Origin of the sequence: Flavobacterium fluviale (assembly GCF_003312915.1) — a bacterium.
In the GTDB taxonomy this organism is placed as follows: domain Bacteria; phylum Bacteroidota; class Bacteroidia; order Flavobacteriales; family Flavobacteriaceae; genus Flavobacterium; species Flavobacterium fluviale.
In genome coordinates this window covers 1,026,189-1,045,668 of the sequence record NZ_CP030261.1, presented here as the reverse complement: position 1 = coordinate 1,045,668, position 19,480 = coordinate 1,026,189, and the positions used below count along the sequence as shown (strand labels likewise).

Genomic DNA, 19,480 nt, shown 5'->3' with positions numbered 1-19,480 from the left:
ATTATTTGATATAACTTGAAAAGTCTTTGTGCTCTTCTTTTGAAAGTTCTTCTGGAGATAATGATCTAAAATAATCGTAGGTAATTTTCATTCCTTCAGAACGGCTTACTTTTGCTTCCCATCCTAACAATTCTTTTGCTTTTGTAGTGTCTGGCTGACGCTGTAAAGGATCGTTTATTGGTAAAGGATGATAGACTACCTTTTGATTAGTTCCTGTCAATTTAATGATTTCTTCTGCAAAATCTTTTATGGTGATTTCATCTGGATTTCCAATGTTTACAGGATATACATAATCGGAATGTAATAATCTGAAAATACCTTCAACTTGATCATCTACGTAGCAGAAAGAACGTGTTTGTGAACCATCTCCAAAAATCGTTAAATCTTCACCACGTAAAGCTTGACCGATGAAGGCAGGAATTACACGACCATCGTTTAATCGCATTCTTGGTCCGTAAGTATTAAAAATACGCACAATTCTGGTTTCTACACCATGAAAAGTATGGTAGGCCATTGTGATAGATTCCTGAAAACGTTTGGCTTCGTCATAAACGCCACGCGGACCAATTGTGTTCACATTTCCGTAGTATTCTTCAGTCTGCGGATGTACTAAAGGATCTCCATAAACTTCAGAAGTTGAAGCAATTAAAATTCGCGCTTTTTTTACTCTCGCCAATCCTAACAAATTATGTGTTCCAAGAGATCCAACTTTAAGGGTTTGAATCGGAATTTTTAAATAATCGATCGGGCTTGCCGGCGATGCAAAATGTAAAATATAATCTAAATCACCAGGAACATGGACAAACTTGGTAATATCATGATGATAAAACTCGAAGTTTTCTAGTTTGAATAGATGTTCAATATTTTTAAGATCTCCCGTTATCAGATTATCCATGCCGATTACGAAGTAACCTTCTTTGATAAATCTGTCACATAAATGCGATCCTAGAAATCCTGCAGCTCCAGTGATAAGTATTCTTTTCATATTATTTCAATTGATCTCTATATATAGATTCTAAATCTTTTATTTTTTTATAAATATTATGGCCGTCTTCAAAAGTGTTCTTAGCATTTTTTGAAAATTCATCATATAATTTTTCGTCTTGAAGCAAAACACCAATCTTATTACTGAACTCTAATGTTTTGTTTTCTTTTATACAATAACCATTATAATCATTTGTAATTAAATCTCTATTTCCATCACAATCAGAAACTACGCAAGGAATTGCTAGTGCCAAACTCTCAATAATCGAATAGGGAAGCCCTTCATATCGGGCTGTTGAAAGGTAAAGTTTCGATTTGCTAATAATATTCAAAACATCTTCTCTGGTTGTCCAGTTTAGTAATGTTACTTTATCTTTTAAATTTAGTTTCGTAATTAAATTTTCAACCTGCTTAATATGGTCGGCATGATGGCCTAATCCTAAAATAACTAAATGTATATCTACATTTTTATTAAGTTCATATAAAACCTGAATCAGCTCTTCGATGTTTTTTTGATAACAAGGTCTGCCTACTGTACAAAGATATTGGTCTGGCCATGTTTTGGGTATAGATAAATCAAATATTTTTTCAATTGGCTCTATAGCGTTATTAAAAAGATCTGTTTTATTTTTTGGAAAACCAACCTCTCTTATTGCTCTATTTAATTCCGATTGAGAAGATGCTAGTAAAACGGTATTTCCTTTAGAAAGCAGTTTTTCAATTTTAAGAAAAACATATTCTTTAATTTTACTCTCTGCACTTAAAAAAGAAAATGCCTGAGGAGTGTGTAAAACTTTTGTTCCCGTTAAAAAACCAGCAATTCTTCCAATTACTCCACCTTTTGTACTATGAGAGTGTATTAAATCTGGTTTTTCTTTTCGAATAATTTTCCATGCTTTTAAAATTGATGACAAATCATTTAATAAAGATATCTCTCTGTAAATTGGCAAAAGATAATGTACTAATGGTTTAGAATCTTTATTTACAAATTCTTTATCAGTATCCGAGTCTCCATGAATGACTATATTCTCAAAGTTCTCAGTATCTAAATTGTGAAGTATCTGTCTCAACGAAACATCAACTCCTCCTACAGAATGGAGAACATGTACAATTTTAATTTTCTTCATTTAATTTATTATGCGGTAAAATTAGTATAAATAAACCAAACAAATAACATCCAAATTGTCTGTAAAATATATTTTCTACTATGAAAAAAAGCAAGAACGAAACTACTATAGCTGCTTTAAAAAAATTATATCTTGATTCGTTTAGTAATTTAATAAAGAACACAGCAAACAATAAAAGTGCTGTAATTCCTCCTATTAAATAAAAATCAATAAATTGATTGTGCGAATTGAAATTTTCTGATAAAAAATACTCTCGTTTTGATTCATTTTCAATATTGGATGAATAGCAGTCTGAAAAATATTTTTCTATAGTTTTATAACCATCAAAACCAACTAAAAAGTTAAAGTTATTTTCTTTTGTCATTCGAAATGCACAATCCCAAATTACGATTCTTGGCTCATAATCTGATGCTGTTTTTAAAGATTCTGAAAGATTGCTTTTTATAAAAAATCGTTCTGAGATATTCTTATTTGTAAATACTAAAACTCCAAATCCAATAGCAAGACTTATTAAAATAAGGGTCTTTTTCAATTTATTAATTCTAAAATAAAAAACTAAATAAACTGCGGCCAATAAAAACAAAGTGAGAATAGAAATTCTTGCTGAAATAAGAATTATAAATAGAAACAGCACTATTGCATTACTGAACCATATTATTTTAAAAGAGGGATTTAAAACTGCTTTTTCTATAGCTAAAAAAACACCCAAAACAGCAATAAATCCAATATACGGACGCTCTAATAATAATAACTGATTAACCTCAGCCGTATTAGAAAAAGGAAGGCTGTTGTTTTTAAAATAATATAATGCAATTAAAAAAAGTGAAATTAAAACTACAAGGGTTATAGAACATAAAATAACGGTTTTGAGTCTGTCTTTATCTTTAATTCTTTGAAAAACAATTGATAACCAAAATATTAAAAGCAAGCCTTTATAAACTTTTAGATCATGAACAATTGTTCCGAAAAAAATTGATTTTAAAATTAAAAAAACTACCAATGTCCATAAAAAATTACTGGATGAAAATTGAAGCTTAGGTTTTTGTATTCTCCTAAAATCAATTAAAATCCATAATGATAATACAGCTAAAATAATATTAGGAATCGCCTTTGAAAAAAAAAGCGACACTATCAAAACATACGATAGAAATTCGAAACCGTTCTTTTTTAATATATTAAGCATTTTTCTTTATTTTTTTAATCTTCAAAATTATTCTGTACGGTAATACAAGTAATACATAATTTCTGAAAAGGCCATAAATTGGATACCATCCAAAATAAAAATTATCCTTAATAATCTGGATTCTGCTTTTTACCTGCTGCTGTCTTCTCTGCAAAGAAATTCCTTTTTCGTTTATTTCTATTTGGGTTAGATACTCTTGTAAATTAGCAATTCTATGTTTTTTCAAAATCGCAAAAAAGAAAGCATAATCTTCTGCAGATTTATATTGAGTAGGATAATAACCAATTGTGTCTAATATTGAACTACAAAACATTACGGCGGGATGTATAAGCATTGAATTGAAATACATTTTCTTTTCTATATCTTCATGATTCAGCGGAAGATTAATTGCGTATAAGAAATTATCGTTACAATCTACAGCCAATACGTTGGAGCCGACAATTTTAATTTCAGGGTTTTTCTCTAAAAATTGAGACTGAATTTGGAATCTTTTGCCCAAACAAACATCGCCGCAATCTAATCTCGCTATATATTCGTATTGTTGACTCTTAGCTATTTTTAATCCATGATTCAATGCTGATTCTATTCCTTCATTCTTCTCTGAAATTTTATAAAGGATTTTTCCATTGGCTTTAAAACTTCCAGCAATCAGCTCTTTTTGCAATTTAATTGTACTTCCATCATCCACAATTAATACATCCAAATTTTCATCTGCATCTATTGATTTTAGAGATTTTAACAAACCTTCGATATTATTATAATATGGAATTAAAACTAGAATTTTATTCATCTCTTAAGTTTAATGGTTTGTATCTCAATCGAATCAAAACAGCCAAATTCAGCCATACGCCATACATTCTAAAAGTATCGATTTGAAGCCAATTTATATATAATCCGATAAGAGAAATCAAAATAATTATTAATAAAATCTTTTCATCACCTTTTGCTTTTTTCAGCAGTAATCTGGCTTCTCGCAAAGAAAAATAAAGCAGCATCAAAAATAAAGCAATTCCAGCCAAACCTGTTTCGGCAAGTAACCGAGTGTAAATATTATATCCCGGCGGAAAAGATCTCTCGTTTTTGTTTTTATAGAGAAGTTCAAACTCGTAGTTATTTCTTGTTGCCCAGCTCGGATAATGGGTCCGAATATGATAAGCCTGCTGTCCAAAACCTACTCCAATAATAGGATTTTCCAGAAAAACATGAAATGCCGCATACTGCATACCAAATCTTGACTGATTAGATACATTTTTGGTCAGGTTCTTTTTAAAATCTAAAGAATCGGCTTTTTCACTTATAGATTTTACCATTTTCTCTCCATTTAAAAGAAGTAAAAAACAAAAAACCAATCCAAATCCGAAGAGAGATTTTACGATATAAGATTTAAAACGCGGGTCTTTATACAAAAACGTACAAAATACAAACAGCTGAATAACAACCACAACAAGTCCTGTCCTGGAGCCTGAAAAATAGGTTAAAAATAAAACTGCAAATGCCGGCAGAAACTTAAATGGGCTTTTATGAGTTAGAATATAACTAAACATCCAGCCCGAAATGGTTATAAGATAAATAGCTAAAAATGGAGGTTCATAAGCAATAGATGAAATTCTTCCGGCAGAATGAAGGGAAACTTCTAAAAAAGGGAAATAACTAAATAATTTTAGAACAGGATAAAAAGTTCCAAAGCCAAAAATTACAACCAGTGTTTCTAAAAATCCGTACACAAATGCAACAATTAATGAAAGTAAAAATACCTTTCTAATCTTTAAAAGAATATCAGAAACTTTCATTTTACAAATCACGTTCCAGTACAGTAAAAAGAAAACCACACAAGAAAGAAGAAACGAAAAGTATTGTCTCAAAAACCGCTTAAAACCGCTGGTGTGCTTAAAATAATTGGAAAAAACAGTATTTCCATTTAGTAAAGTCGTTGTAAAACACCAAAGCAAAAAGAATACTAGTAATTGAAAAAGAGTGCTTTTATAAGGAATCGATATTTTTTTTTGTGCTATACTTTCAACAATCAATAGCAAGAAACCTAAGAGAAAAAAAAGGGCTCCGGATTCTGTTTTAAATTCACCTAAAAAAGAAATACCATAATATTCATTAAATGAAAAAAAGAAAAGCCCTGTATAAAAGAGAAATGTATATATTTTTGATAATGGCGTTTTCATTACTTCTCCTTTTTAATTTGATTATAAAGCAGCTGTTTACAAATAAGACTTCGTAAAAACCAGACAATAATTATATTTACAGTTATCATCTCTATCGAATCAACAAAAATAAAAGTAAATAATAAAATCAGGACTGTAATAATAACAATTAATAAGTTCGATTTTCTCAGTGTTTCAATAGATGTTTTTGCTTCAAATGCCGCGCTTACAGATGAGGCATATAATCTTACTATTCCCGTAATTAATAACAAGATGATAATGCTTATATAGTGTTCGAAAGGAAAATTAATTATTTTAAAATAACGAATTAAAAATGTAATTGCGCACAAACCAACTGCCATTAGTACGCCAAATAAAATCACTTTTTTTAAAAACCGTTGAAAATCCCTTTTTATAAAGTTGGTCTTGAAATGAATTAATTGTTTGAATCCGATATAGCTTTGAATAATAGAAAATGGCGCCAAAAAGAAAGTGCTCAAATAAAAGAAATCTCCAAATTTCTCAAATGTGTATTTATGTTCTACAATAAAACGATCTGCAAAAATTATTAAGGAGAACGAAGATATGGAGATAAAAAAATGAAACGAAGATTCAAATAACTGTTTGTTTGTTCTTTCTGTACTAAAATTAAATTGAATCTTTTTGATGATATAAAAGAGGTAAAAAATAAAACAAACTATCATAATCATCGAAATTATATTGAGGAATAAATAGAAGTCCGAATAACTATAAATTAAATATACTGCTGAAAGAAAAAACATTCCTATTTTCCAGCTATTTGACAAAAGCTGAGATAATACAAAGTTTGAGTTTAAGCGTAATACGGAGAATAAAAAAGTTGATCCGATAATACTTAAACTCGAAAAAAATAAAAAAACAGGATTGATAGAAATTTCTTTATACCAATGTTTGAAAAGTATTGTTCCTGTCAAAGCAGAAAAGAGAGTAAAAAATAGACTTAAATAAAGTAATGTTTTTTGAGTGCTTATCTTATTTTTTGCTTCAGGTACCGAAAAACGCAGAAAAACCTGCTCAGTACCAAAGTTTCCAAACACATATATAAATGAAAAATAGGTAATAAAAACAGATAAATATCCGTAAAGTTCCGGGCTTAGAATCTCTTTCATAAAAATATTCGAAGCAAAAAAACTTAGTGCTCCAAACATCAATACAATCAACGATGCATGCTGAAAAAAATATTTACGAAATAAAATTATCAATATACTTTATATTAAAAAGGTTAACTCATAAATAATGAATTAACCTCCTATGTTTATCTTATAACTATTTCTGGCTATAATTTAATGTTTTCTATTTTTTCAAGCTCAACATATATTGCCGGTTTTGTATTAAAAATTGGGTCATAATTACCCTCTTTTTCTGTAAAAGAAGCTGTGCCTGTTGCTTCATCAAAATTTATAAACTCATTTGGAGTAAAATATTTTAATAAATCTCTTTGTTCAATTTTAAAAGTTCTGCCACTGTAGCTCAATGCTATCGAATTGATTTTTATTGGCTGCTGGTCTTTTTTAGAACTTATATCAAAACGAATATCGTTTGGCAAAATTCCTTCAGGAACACTAAAAGTAACCGTTTGTGCTTCTGGTTTTCCTTTTACGCCGTTATAAACCGTATTCTTCTCATCAAAATAAGCTATTGATGCATCCTTGTAAAAAAGAATTAATTCATCGTCTTTTTGTATGTTTAAATCAACAATTACATCAAAAGTATTTGCTTTAACCTCTTCTACTGGTTCTTGTGCTTCTTTATTTTTACAAGAAATGAAACATACAACAGCAATTAAATTTATTAAGATAGATTTATTATTCATTATTTTAAATTTTTGGCAAATGTAATTTTTTTGATTAATAATCTGAAAATTTTAAACAGTCAAAATACGTGATTGGTTTCTATAAAAACGAACAAACATTCGAAGCAAAATAAATCCTAAAATAAAAGCTAAGGGTAAGATAATTTTTAAACGTCCTTGAAATACTTCAGACTCTTTGTTTAGCACAACACTGTTTTCTTTTATAATCCTATCATAACTTATCAGTTCAATTTTATGATTTCCCTGTTCGTTAATCAATGTCTCTTTTGTTTTAATAATATCATTTAATTGGGTATTTTCATTATAGTACACCAGTTTATCGCTTTTAGCATTATTATTAGTAGACTTAGAAAAATTATTTAAAACACCATCTATCTGCTTGATAATAGTATCATTTTGTTTCATTTTTAATTCTACATTCTTGTAAATCTCCTTTTGTATTTTACTATAATGATCTGAATCATTGAAATACTTCAAAAGTGGTTTAATGAGTTTATCTTCAGATGTTTTGCTTTTTGTAACTAAAATTATCGTTTGATAAGTGTAATTTTTACTTGTAATATTTTCTTGAAGTACCTTATTAATATCACCATCTTCAGCCATCAATTTGATCAATTCAAAATTTTCAGGCTTGTTCTGAATAAAATTATAAACATCGGCAATAGGCTTAATTTCTATAGATTTTACATCACTAGGTTTTTCAATTCCTAAAGTATTCTTCAAGAATATTGTGTCTTTTTCTTTAATTTTAGAATCAATCAGATCGATTTTGGAATACAAATAATCCGTACTTCCAAAATTTGGCGATACTATAATTTGATGCTGATATTTTTTCTGCGTTTTATCTAAAATCATTCCAAGACCAAAGCCAGCCACAACTAAAACCAAAACAACAATCCAGTTTTGTACAAAAAACTGAATTCCATTAAAAATAGAACTTTTAACAGATTCCAAAAAATTGCTTATTTTTTTTGAAATCCTAGCTAAATCAATCTCTTGATCTTCTGAATTGTGGGGTACTTTTGTACTCATTTATACTGGCTCTTTTATATTAAAAATCTGTTCAAGAATTTTTATTGTAATCAAATAAGTTGGTTTAACACCAGTGGTTCCTAAACCGCCAGAAGCTAACGTACTTCCTGTTTCTAACGGGTTATCTGAAGCATAATAAGCATAACGAACTTTAATATCATGCGGTACGCTTTTTCTAATTTTAGATGCCGACTGAATCGCTTTTTGGTAATAAGATCCTTCCATTTCAAGACCAATTACACCCCATGTTGATTCGTGAAAAAATTTCAGTAAATCTCTATTTTGTAAAGATGTTCCAAGAACGGTTACCATCGCGCCTTCATAAATATCAATGTCATTTCCTTCAAACATTGCACCTGTAAGTTCATTTTCGAAGAAATAATTATCTGCAGTTCCCTCGTTAATATGTGCCGTCGGGATCATAATATCTCCTTTTCCACCTTCTAGAATTCCAGCTTTACCCATAATAGAAACCGATTTTACATTTAGTAAAGTTTCTTTCTTAAATGGTTTCAAAAGTTCATCGATAGTTTCATAAGCTTGTTCTCCAAAAGCATAATCCATTACAATGATAACTGGTTTTTCTTCATCGATATTAGCATAAGAAAATGCCGTTTTCGACCAGTCAATTTTCGCCGTATCAAAAATCTGAACGTCGATATTGGTTCCAGAAGTATCTGGAAGTGAAATCATTCCGTTTTTAAGAGCTAATTCTTCAACTTGACCTCTAATTTCTTTTGATCCTGAACTGCTTAGTTCTTCGTAAATAAAGAAATCTGTTTTTCCTTTAAATTTTGTTTTTAATAACGGCGTTGCAAAAATCGAATTCATGACACTGTGCATATTCGCACTAATGACGTGAATTGGTCTTTTCAGCAAATCGTTTGCTTTAAGAACTTCTTTAATATTTGTTGCCCAGATTTCTCCGTGAATATGGTGCCCTAAACGCTCGCGTAAAACCGGGCTAAAAGTAATTGTACGTTTATTATTCTCAACAATTTCTTCGATTGCTAATTTTCCTAACCAATAAATAACGTGCAGGAAGCGATCTGGCGCATTTTCTGAACCAAAAGCATCGTAAATATCTAAAACTTCTTCGAAAGTTCTTGCTAAAATATTAGCCACGTGCGAAATAGCTTTTTCTTTTTCAACTTGAGAAAGCTTTTTGGTCTGCATAACAGCCTGTTCCAATTTCTGCCAGTCGCGAGAAACTTCTCCTCCGTCATCAATTAAAACTCTGTTTTTAATTTTATGAGATTCAATAAAAATGAAAGTCAAATGTGTTAGAATGTCATAGATATCAGAACGGCCGCGCGTAATTTCTACGTTCATTTGTTCTTCGTCGATTCTGTAGCAGTTTCTTCTTCTTTTTGGAGGAACAATTGCCTGAAAATGCGATTTAGAATATCCTTCGTCAGAAGTTAAATTGATAAAACGGCATTGTTCGATTCCAATTGGTAAACGTTCTATAACGTATAAAAGTCCGTTAAGTTCTACTTTTTCTTCGGCTATATTTCCGTAGATTTCAGGACGTAATGCTAATAATGATTCTCGTAAGCTGTCGCCAGAAACTCCCATTGGTTTGTAAAAACCACGGTTGAATAAATGGCGCATTGTAATGTACATTTTTTCTATCGCCGCAGACGATTCCTGCGCTCTAGATCTTGATATATGTTTGGTTTCTTTCATGTTTTTTTATTTTATAAATCAAAAGTAATAATTTTGATTTTTAACTATGTTTCTTCTGTTTTAAATTTATCCTTTGCCCAATTTTCTGGATTTGAAACAATGTAATCAGAAATTTTTTGATAATCATTATTGTTTCTAATAATGTTATCGTAAAATAATTTTTGCCATTGATGCGGATATCCCAATCTGTTAGCATGTTTGGTTACCGCAGATTTATATGATCCAACAATTGACGAAATAGTATTTTTACCAATATTTTGAAAACGCTGCAAACCTGGTTTTTGAATTATTTCTGTTGGTAAAGACAGGGCATGCCCTGTCTCTACATTATCTACATTTGCATTATTCAAATGTTTGTCGATAATCAAAATTCCGTGGATATGATTTGGCATGACTACAAAATCACCCAATTCAACGTTTTTATGGTGTATTGGTATTTGATGCCATAATATATCAGCAATAATACCAACCTCTGACAAAACCATCTTGTCATTTTGAATTTCTCCAAAATAATGTTCTCACCCTTGTGTACAAATAGTTATAAAATAGGCTCCATTCCAACCATAATCCCACCATTGAGCTCTTATTGAAGAAATACGGTATTTGTTTTGAAACTTTCCTTGACTCATTAATTTAAATTACCTCTACGCCGTTATATAATCTTTTAACATTTTTAAATATTATCCGATTTTATCAAATTATCCGCAATATCCCTATTATTAGACAATCTCGGAATTTTATTCTGTCCTCCCAATTTTCCCTGTGATTTCATATAATCCTGAAATCCGTTTTTAGAAACTTTAGTAACCACAACTTTTCTTAAAACATTTCCAGTAATCAAATCATCGTAGTAAATGTTCTGCCTACGCATTGAATTGTCAATCGTTTCTGCAAAAATTTCCATGTTTTCTGGTTCGTTTTCGAATTCTATAAGCCATTCATGATACGGGAGTCCGTTTGCTGGATTAATTTGCGGCGCTACCGTGAATTCGTTAATTACAATATTAGTCGATGCAACGGCTTCTTCCATTGCATTTTCTACTTCATTAGCAATTACATGTTCGCCAAAAGCCGAAATATAATGCTTAATACGTCCAGAAACTATAACACGATGTGGTAACAACGATGTAAACTGAACTGTGTCACCAATATTATAACGCCAAAGTCCCGCATTTGTAGAAATAATCAAAACGTAGTTTACTCCTATTTCAACTTCTCCAATTGTCAGCACTTTTGGATTTTCTTCAAAAAATTCATCTGCCTTTATAAACTCGTAGAAAATTCCAGAATTCAATAATAAAAGCATTCCTTCTTCATTTTTGATCCCAAAATTTCGGGATTGATAGGCAAAAAATCCTTCAGAAGCAGGAAACAATTCTATGCTGTCAACTTTTCTGCCAATCATATTTTCGAACTTGGCGCGATATGGTTCGTAATTAACGCCCCCGTAAATAAACAGTTTAAAGTTTTTAAAAATATCGCCTATTTTCTTCCCGCCGCTTTTTTGCTGCAAACGCTCAAAATACATTTGCACCCAAGCCGGAATTCCAGAAATAACAGACATATTTTCTTTAATAGTTTCATCGACAATTGCATCTACTTTGGTTTCCCAATCTTCTATGCAATTGGTTTCCCAAGATGGCATTCTGTTTTTTTGCAGATATTTAGGAACAAAATGGGCAACAATTCCTGAAAGTCTTCCGAACTTGATCCCATATTTTTCAGTCAGAATGGGGCTTCCTTGCAAAAAGATCATTTTTCCGTCAACAAAATCGGCATTTCCAGTTTCATGAACATAGTGTAAAATCGCATTTCTAGCCGCTTCAATATGATATGGCATTGATTCTTTGGTCAGCGGAATAAATTTTGCACCCGAAGTAGTTCCAGAAGTCTTTGCAAAATAAAGCGGTTTTCCTTTCCACAAAATATCTGCTTCTCCCTTTATTACTTTTTCTATGTAAGGTTTTAAATCTTCGTAATCTCTTACAGGAACATTTTGCTGAAAATCTTCAACGTTTTTTATTTTATTAAAATGATGATCTTTTCCAAAACTCGTTTCTTTCGCATTTTTAATTAATTTTTGAAAGATTTTCTCTTGGGTTTCGACTGGTTTTTGGGCCCAAGTCTGTGTTTGATGATATATTTTACTTGCAAATAATTTTGCTGCTAATGCTTTAATTGACATTTGATGTGGTATTATTTTTTGTCACTTTTCTTTTTATCTTGAGATTTAGTCTTCATTTCCTTTTCGGCTGCTGTTACTTCTTCTCTTAACTTAATCTCAGCATCAGATGCTTTCATATTTAAATCTGAAGGATCTTCAACTGTTTCGGCCAAAATAGAATCCCTATTAAATTTCGAATATTCCATTTCGCCTTTTAAAACCTTTTGAATTCCTTTTATATAAGCCTCATTTTGTCGTAAAGCTGTTTCAAGCGAATCTGATTTGATTGCCAATTTGGTAGCATTTCTTTTTAATTCTGTCGAAGAATATCCTGGAATAAATTCTCGGAGCGGTGAAAAAGCAATTATAAAAGTTGTAATAAGAATTAAAAAAATACCTCCTAAGGTAAATGTTACAAACACATTCATTAAAGTAAGCCTAAAAGAAAATGTTTCTTCAAAAGTGTCTTCATTCAAAACGACTAGTCGATTTTTGATGAACAATTTTTTCCTTAGGTTTTTCTTCTTTTTCTTAGTCATTGCACTTCTTTAATCAAGCAAATATAGTAATTAATCATATTGATAATGCCCAGTTAAATTCTCCGAATTTGCTTAATATAGCATTTTATAAAATATTTAACGCGGTATTATACAAATATTTTAAACCAAAAATACTTCTAGTTCGTATATTTCTATATACCTTTGCGGTGAAAACTTAATAATCAATTTGCTTCGGCATTAAATATACAGTCATGGGAAGATTAGGTCTTACAGAAATCCTTGTTATAGTAGGTATTGTGATATTACTTTTTGGAGGTAAAAAAATTCCAGAATTAATGAAAGGTTTAGGAAGTGGAATTAAGGAATTTAAAAACGCTGCTAAAGACGATCAACCTGCTGCTAAAAAACAAGAAGAAGAAACAAAATAGTAACCTTCAACTTTTAATGAATCCCAGACTATAATTTACAAATTATAGTCTGGGATTTTTTTTATATCTAAAAAATCTTACTTTTAGAGTCCCTAAATCTATTAAACAATAATTATGAAAAACCTACTTCTGATTACTGTTGCTTTTTGGTGCCTCGAAAGTAATGCACAAAAGCAATCATTTCCCGCAAATATTAAATTTGATCATGGTCTGATGGCATCAACAAAAAACAGTCTGGATGCCCAAAACAATTATGATCTTTGGAAAACCAATTTTGTAGAAACTTGTTCTAATGGAAGATACAGAGTGAAATTTGATCCTTCTTCTCAAACCGTTTCTGAAGGAATTGGTTACGGAATGCTCTTATCTGCTTATAAGGCAGACAAAGACCTTTTTGATGGACTTTGGTTGTATTACAAAGACAATGTAAACGGCAACAAGGTAATGAACTGGAAAATTAATGGCTGTTCTGAAACCATTGGTCAAAACGGAGCTACAGATGCCGAGCTTGATGCTGCATTTGCCCTTATAGTTGCCGATTATCAATGGGGAAGCACTGGAAACATTAACTACAAAACCGATGCGACTGCTTTAATTTCTGCTATTAAAAATTATGAAGTGGAAGCCAATACTTATGTTTTAAAACCTGGAGATCAATTCGGCGGCAGCCAAATCACAAATCCTTCTTACTTCTCGCCTGCTTATTACAGGGCTTTTGGCGTTTTTACAAACGATATCACTTTTTGGAATCAGGTTGCTGCGAAATCTTACACGGTTATCAACAATAATCTTACTGTAAACAATGCCGTAGGCGGGTTAGTTTCGGACTGGTGTGAAGCTTCCGGAGCTTATTCATCGCAAGCTGGTGGATACAATAACGGCGGAAAAAGCTATACATATGATGCTGCAAGAACACCTTGGCGTATCGCGGTAGATTATTTATGGTACGGAAATGCCGATGCTAAAACGTATGCTAAGAAATCATCTGATTTTGTTCGTGTTAACCTTGGAGGTTCGGCAAATATTAAAGATGGATACAATCAAAACGGAACCGTAAACGGTCAATGGCACAATGCTACTTTTGTCGGCGCGTTTGCCTGTGCTGCAATGGCGGGAGAAAATCAAGCGCATTTAGATGCTTCTTATACCGATTTAAAAAACCTCAACGAACCAAACAGCTATTTCAATCATACCCTAAAAACATTATACTCCTTTTTACTAACTGGTAATTTTTATCTGCCTCCAACTGCTACTTTGTCCAATGAAAATTTTGATATTGAAAAATCTACTGTTACGCTTTTTCCAAATCCGAGCGCTGATCGAATCACAGTTAGTGCGCCTGGGAAATCTACTATCTCGATAATATCTTCTTCAGGAAGTGTTATTCATCAGCAAAAAACAACTTCAGAATTGACAGAAATAAATTTAGCCAACCAATCCAGAGGTGTTTATTTTGTAAAAATATCCAATGATGATTTTAAAAGCATAACTAAAAAAGTGATTTTGAAATAAGTCTTAAAAATAAAAAAACTCCCAAATTATAAATTGTAGTTTGGGAGTTTTGCTTTTATACAACTTGAAAGAAAATAATTATATATTTAACCCAAATTTATATCTATGAAAAAAACTCTACTTTTTTTACTTTTCTTTTTACAATTCTTTTCAATATCCGCTCAAAATCCAACTGAAATTGAACACAATTTCGGAACAATTCCTGGATTTGATGACGAAGTAAAATGTATACTAATTCAATCTGATGGAAAAATAATTATGGCTGGAAAATTTTCTAGCTATAACGGAAACTCCAACATCAAACAAATAGTTCGTTTAAATCCTGATGGAAGTATTGATTATTCTTTCAATTATATTAGAGAGGGTGAATATTATGAAATATTGTCTATTGCATTACAATCTGATGGAAAGATACTTGTGGGAGGTACAAATTATCTCGCAGAAAAACGATTAATTCGTTTAAATGTTGATGGCAGTAAAGATAATACTTTTGACGTAGGATCTAATTTTATTGTAAAAAATAGGGTAAGTTCTATAAGCATACAACCAGATGGTAAAATACTAGCAGCTGGTGATTATTTAATAGCACGTTTAAATTCGGATGGAAGTAATGATGCCTCTTTTAATTTAGGAACTGGTTTTGATAACAAAATTTCATCTATAGCTCTACAACAAGATGGAAAAATAGTTGCAGGAGGATCGTTCAATAAATTTAAAGGTATTAATCAAAATTATTTAATTCGTCTAAATTCGGATGGAAGTAAAGATAGTACATTTGATATTGGGACTGGATTCACTGGTTTCGTTAATTCTATTATTATTCAGCCAGATGGAAAAATAATAGTAGGAGGTCGTTTTGGCACTTATCAAGGAAATTCTCAAAATCGTTTGATTCGCCTAAATACAAATGGAAGTAAAGATTCCTCTTTTGTTGTTGATAATTATAGAGATGTAAACGATTCTACAGGTGTAACTTCTTTGGCGCTACAGTCAAATGGCAAAATAGTTGTGGGCTACGGGGGTAGTGGTAACTCCGATAAATCAGCAGTTTTGCAATATTTAAACCCAGATGGAACGGAAGATCAAAATTTTATTGGAACTAGATTCAACCATGATATTTATTCTGTAGCTATTTTAAATGATGGAAAAATATTGGTTGGAGGTAAATTTCGAGGTTGGCGAAACAATATTCAGAACTATAATATTCAATATTATATGGTTTGTTTAAATGCTGATGCAAGCAAAGATATGACATTCAATAAAGAAACTGGTTTTGACGGTATAATATTATGTTCTGCTTTGCAAAAAGATGGTAAAATTTTGGTTGGTGGTTATTTCAATAATTATAAAGGAATTCTACAAAGAAATTTGATTCGTTTAAATTCTGATGGAAGTATTGATAATTCTTTTAATTTGCAATATAAATTCAATAATTCAATTACTTCTATAATCTTACAACCAGATGGGAAAATATTAGTAATGGGTTCATTCACGTACTATGATAACAATAACTATAACACCTCTAAACAGTATCTCATACGTTTAAATCCTAATGGATCATTAGACACTTCTTTTGCTAAGAGATTTGATTATGAAGTTAGCGCAATAGCTTTACAAACTGATGGAAAAATATTAGTTCATACATATCAAGATAATTTTCCTAACCTCCCAAAAAACAAATTATATAGATTACATCAAGATGGAACTCAAGATCAATCTTTCTTAACAGGGACAGATTTAAACAATGTAGCCTATAGTATTGTTGAACAGTCAGATGGAAAAATACTTGTAGGCGGTCAATTTACTTCTTTTCAAGGAACTACTCAAAATCGTTTAATTCGTTTAAATGCTGATGGAAGTAAAGATAATTCGTTTAATATAGAAACAGGATTTGATGCCAGCGTTAGATGTATAACTTTACAAGATGATGGGAAAATTTTAGTTGGCGGTGATTTTGACAATTTTAAAGAGATTCCTCAAGTAAATTTGATCCGATTAAATAAAGATGGAAGTAAAGATGAATCATTTGATTTGGGAATTGGTTTTGGACATTTACCCAGATCAAGTTACAGCTTGGGTGTTAAATCAATAGTTTTACAAAAAGATAAAAAGATAATTGTTGGAGGAGAATTTCAGTCTTATAAAGAAAGTGTTCAAAATCGCTTAATTCTTTTAAATACTGATGGAAGTAAAGATAATTCCTTTGATATAGGGACGGGATTTAACGCTCCTATCGAGACTATAGCATTATACTCAGATGGAAAAATATTACTAGGAGGATGGTTTTTATCTTATAAAGACCAGCTTTCTTCAAATTTAATTCGTTTAAAAGGAACTGAGGTTGTTTTATCAAACGAAGATTTCATTGAAGAAAACAAATCATTTTCTCTATGGCCAAATCCAGTAAAAAACACATTAAGTATCAATTCATTAAACGAATCTAATTACTCTGTAAAAATTTATGATTTGCTAGGAAGATTAATTTATACAAATGAAAATGTAAGTACTTCGATTGACGTAAGCTCTTTTAATTCAGGTTTATATTTAATTAAAATTAAAACCGAAAACGGAGAAGCTTCGCAAAAGTTCATTAAAATATAATCGATTGATTTATAAACTAAAAACTCACAAATTACAGGTGCAATATGTGAGTTTTTTTATTTAATAATTCCAAATTTTTTGGAATTTGGAATTTAAAAAATTGCAATTTCTACAAAACCATCGTCAGCTGAATTCTCTTTCTATCTTCATCAACCTCAGTAACTTTTACATCAACATGCTGATGTAATTTAACCACTTCGTTTACGTCACTTACAAATCCGGCTTTTAACTGAGAAATATGAACCAATCCGCTCTCTTTGATTCCGATGTCAACAAAACAGCCAAAGTTGGTAATGTTATTCACAATTCCAGGCAAGATCATTCCGGTTTTCAAATCTTTGATTGATTTTACATTGGCATCAAATTCAAAAACTTTAGCCGACTTTCTTGGGTCTAATCCAGGCTTTTCAAGCTCTTTTATGATGTCTTTTAGCGTAAGTAAACCAATTTCAGGTGTAATATACTTTTCGGGCTTAATAAGAGCTGTTTTCTCTTTATTGGCAATTAATTCATTTACCGACAGTTTCAAATCTTTTGCCATTTTCTCCACAACAGAGTAAGCTTCTGGATGCACCGCGGAATTATCCAGCGGATTTTTAGCATTTGTAATTCTAATAAACGCTGCTCCCTGCTGATACGCTTTATCTCCCAAACGAGGCACTTTTTTCAACTGTTTTCTATCTTCAAAAGGCCCGTTTTCAGAACGATATTGTACAATGTTTTCAGCCAGCTTCTCTCCTATTCCACTCACATAACTTAGTAAATGTTTACTTGCCGTGTTGATGTTAATTCCAACCGAGTTTACGCAGCGAATTACGGTATTATCCAGTTCTTCTTTTAATTTCGTCTGGTCAACATCGTGCTGATATTGTCCAACCCCAATTGCTTTTGGATCAATTTTTACCAATTCGGCCAAAGGATCTGAAAGTCGTCGCCCAATAGAAACCGAACCACGAACAGTTACGTCATAATTTGGAAATTCTTCCCTCGCAATTTTTGATGCCGAATATACTGAAGCTCCAGCCTCAGAAACTATAAAAACCTGCACTGGTTTGTCAAACGCGATTTTTTTGATAAAAAATTCAGTTTCGCGAGAAGCCGTTCCGTTTCCAATAGAAATCGCATCAATTTGATAGGCGTTAACCATCGAACGGATTTTTTTAATCGCCATAGTTTCCTCATGTTGAGGCGCGTGCGGGTAAATCGTTTCGTTATATAACAAATCGCCTTTTTCGTCCAGGCAAACTACTTTACAACCGCTTCTAAATCCTGGATCTATCGCCAGAATACGTTTTTCTCCCAAAGGCGGCGCCAATAATAACTGACCTAAATTGTTGGCAAAAACCTGAATAGAATTCGCATCGGCTTTTGCTTTTGCTTCCTGCAGTGTTTCGTTTCCAATTGCTGGGTTTAATAAACGTTTGTAACTATCCTCAATTGCTAACTGTAAATGAGCAGTTGTGCTATTTTGTTTTTTTATAATAATTTCGTCAATAACATCGTACGCGTCGTCGATATCAACATCTATTTTCATTTTAATAAAACCTTCATTTTCAGCGCGAAGCATAGCCAATAAACGATGCGCCGGCGCTTTTGTCAATGGCTCTTCCCAATCAAAATATTGATTGAATTTTTGTGCTCCTTCTTCCTCGGCTTTCTTTTTTACAACTTTAGTTGCAATTACCGCTTTTCGCTGATATAATCTACGAAGCTGTTTACGAACATAAATATTTTCGTTAATCCATTCTGCCACAATATCTCGTGCGCCTTGCATCGCCGCTTCTTCATTAATCACATTTTCATTAATGTATTGTGTTGAAACAAAATCGACATCAACATCACTCTCAGACATTATTATTTTTGCCAAAGGCTCCAAACCAAATTCGCGTGCAACATCTGCTTTTGTTTTTTTCTTCTTTTTGTACGGAAGATAAAAATCTTCAATTTCCTGCAAATCAAAACTGTCTTCGATCTTTTTCTTCAAATCAGGCGTAAGAGCTTTTTGTTCTTCAATAGATTTTAGAACAGCTTCTTTACGTTTTACAAGCGTGTCATAATCTTTTTGCAATTTTGCAATCTGCTCAATTACAGTTTCATCAAGATTTCCGGTAGCATCTTTTCGGTAACGCGAAATAAACGGAATTGTACAATCTTCTTCTAATAATTTTACGGTGTTTTGAATGCTGACTGCAGGTGCCTGAACAGATTTGGCAATGAATTGAATGTTAGTCATACGTTTAATGAAATAAATTCTT

15 protein-coding genes are annotated in these 19,480 nt (G+C 31.5%); 3 read left to right on the top strand and 12 right to left on the bottom strand.

Annotated features, from left to right (window positions below; all coding sequences use genetic code 11):
* Nucleotide 1: 1 nt before the first annotated feature.
* The 11 genes from HYN86_RS04685 to HYN86_RS04630 form a co-directional block, all read right to left on the bottom strand.
* Complete coding sequence (locus HYN86_RS04685) at nucleotides 2–985, bottom strand: UDP-glucuronic acid decarboxylase family protein (RefSeq protein ID WP_113676999.1); 984 nt, start codon at nucleotides 983–985, stop codon at nucleotides 2–4.
* Between the two features lies 1 nt (nucleotide 986).
* Entirely contained in the window at nucleotides 987–2,111 is a 1,125-nt protein-coding gene (locus HYN86_RS04680) for a glycosyltransferase (RefSeq protein ID WP_113676998.1), read from the bottom strand.
* A complete protein-coding gene (locus HYN86_RS04675) occupies nucleotides 2,098–3,039 on the bottom strand; it encodes an O-antigen ligase family protein (protein WP_162789284.1) in 942 nt (313 codons plus the stop codon). Before HYN86_RS04675 ends, HYN86_RS04680 begins: the two co-directional genes overlap by 14 nt.
* A 247-nt stretch (nucleotides 3,040–3,286) precedes the next feature.
* The gene (locus tag HYN86_RS04670) at nucleotides 3,287–4,084 is read right to left on the bottom strand and encodes a glycosyltransferase (protein ID WP_113676996.1); all 798 of its coding nucleotides are present in this window, start codon (nucleotides 4,082–4,084) and stop codon (nucleotides 3,287–3,289) included.
* Entirely contained in the window at nucleotides 4,077–5,084 is a 1,008-nt protein-coding gene (locus tag HYN86_RS04665; protein WP_162789282.1) for an O-antigen ligase family protein, read from the bottom strand. Before HYN86_RS04665 ends, HYN86_RS04670 begins: the two co-directional genes overlap by 8 nt.
* A gap of 1,678 nt (nucleotides 5,085–6,762) precedes the next feature.
* Nucleotides 6,763–7,299 (bottom strand): hypothetical protein, encoded by a 537-nt coding sequence (locus tag HYN86_RS04655; protein ID WP_113676993.1) that lies wholly within the window; start codon nucleotides 7,297–7,299, stop codon nucleotides 6,763–6,765.
* 51 nt (nucleotides 7,300–7,350) lie between these two features.
* Nucleotides 7,351–8,331, bottom strand: coding sequence for a hypothetical protein (locus tag HYN86_RS04650; protein ID WP_113676992.1), 981 nt, complete (start codon nucleotides 8,329–8,331; stop codon nucleotides 7,351–7,353).
* Nucleotides 8,332–10,020 (bottom strand): DUF6909 family protein, encoded by a 1,689-nt coding sequence (locus HYN86_RS04645; RefSeq protein ID WP_113676991.1) that lies wholly within the window; start codon nucleotides 10,018–10,020, stop codon nucleotides 8,332–8,334. It lies immediately after the preceding gene.
* Nucleotides 10,021–10,064: 44 nt separating this feature from the next.
* On the bottom strand, nucleotides 10,065–10,505 hold the full coding sequence (locus tag HYN86_RS04640; protein WP_230406429.1) for a transposase: 441 nt from the start codon (nucleotides 10,503–10,505) through the stop codon (nucleotides 10,065–10,067).
* A gap of 188 nt (nucleotides 10,506–10,693) precedes the next feature.
* On the bottom strand, nucleotides 10,694–12,205 hold the full coding sequence (locus tag HYN86_RS04635) for a GH3 auxin-responsive promoter family protein (RefSeq protein WP_113676990.1): 1,512 nt from the start codon (nucleotides 12,203–12,205) through the stop codon (nucleotides 10,694–10,696).
* An 11-nt stretch (nucleotides 12,206–12,216) separates the two neighbouring features.
* A complete protein-coding gene (locus HYN86_RS04630; protein WP_113676989.1) occupies nucleotides 12,217–12,723 on the bottom strand; it encodes a peptidase in 507 nt (168 codons plus the stop codon).
* Nucleotides 12,724–12,935: 212 nt separating this feature from the next.
* On the opposite strand from HYN86_RS04630, the gene HYN86_RS04625 reads away from it, so the two are divergent.
* The 3 genes from HYN86_RS04625 to HYN86_RS04615 all read left to right on the top strand — a co-directional run bounded on the left by HYN86_RS04625 (nucleotide 12,936) and on the right by HYN86_RS04615 (nucleotide 17,225).
* Entirely contained in the window at nucleotides 12,936–13,112 is a 177-nt protein-coding gene (locus HYN86_RS04625; RefSeq protein ID WP_057115473.1) for a Sec-independent protein translocase subunit TatA/TatB, read from the top strand.
* A gap of 114 nt (nucleotides 13,113–13,226) precedes the next feature.
* Nucleotides 13,227–14,624, top strand: coding sequence for a glycosyl hydrolase family 8 (locus HYN86_RS04620; RefSeq protein ID WP_113676988.1), 1,398 nt, complete (start codon nucleotides 13,227–13,229; stop codon nucleotides 14,622–14,624).
* A 105-nt stretch (nucleotides 14,625–14,729) separates the two neighbouring features.
* Nucleotides 14,730–17,225, top strand: coding sequence for a T9SS type A sorting domain-containing protein (locus HYN86_RS04615; RefSeq protein WP_113676987.1), 2,496 nt, complete (start codon nucleotides 14,730–14,732; stop codon nucleotides 17,223–17,225).
* Between the two features lie 109 nt (nucleotides 17,226–17,334).
* Here the strand turns inward: HYN86_RS04615 and HYN86_RS04610 are convergent, their stop codons facing one another.
* The gene (locus tag HYN86_RS04610) at nucleotides 17,335–19,458 is read right to left on the bottom strand and encodes a Tex family protein (protein WP_113676986.1); all 2,124 of its coding nucleotides are present in this window, start codon (nucleotides 19,456–19,458) and stop codon (nucleotides 17,335–17,337) included.
* Between the last annotated feature and the right edge of the window lie 22 nt (nucleotides 19,459–19,480).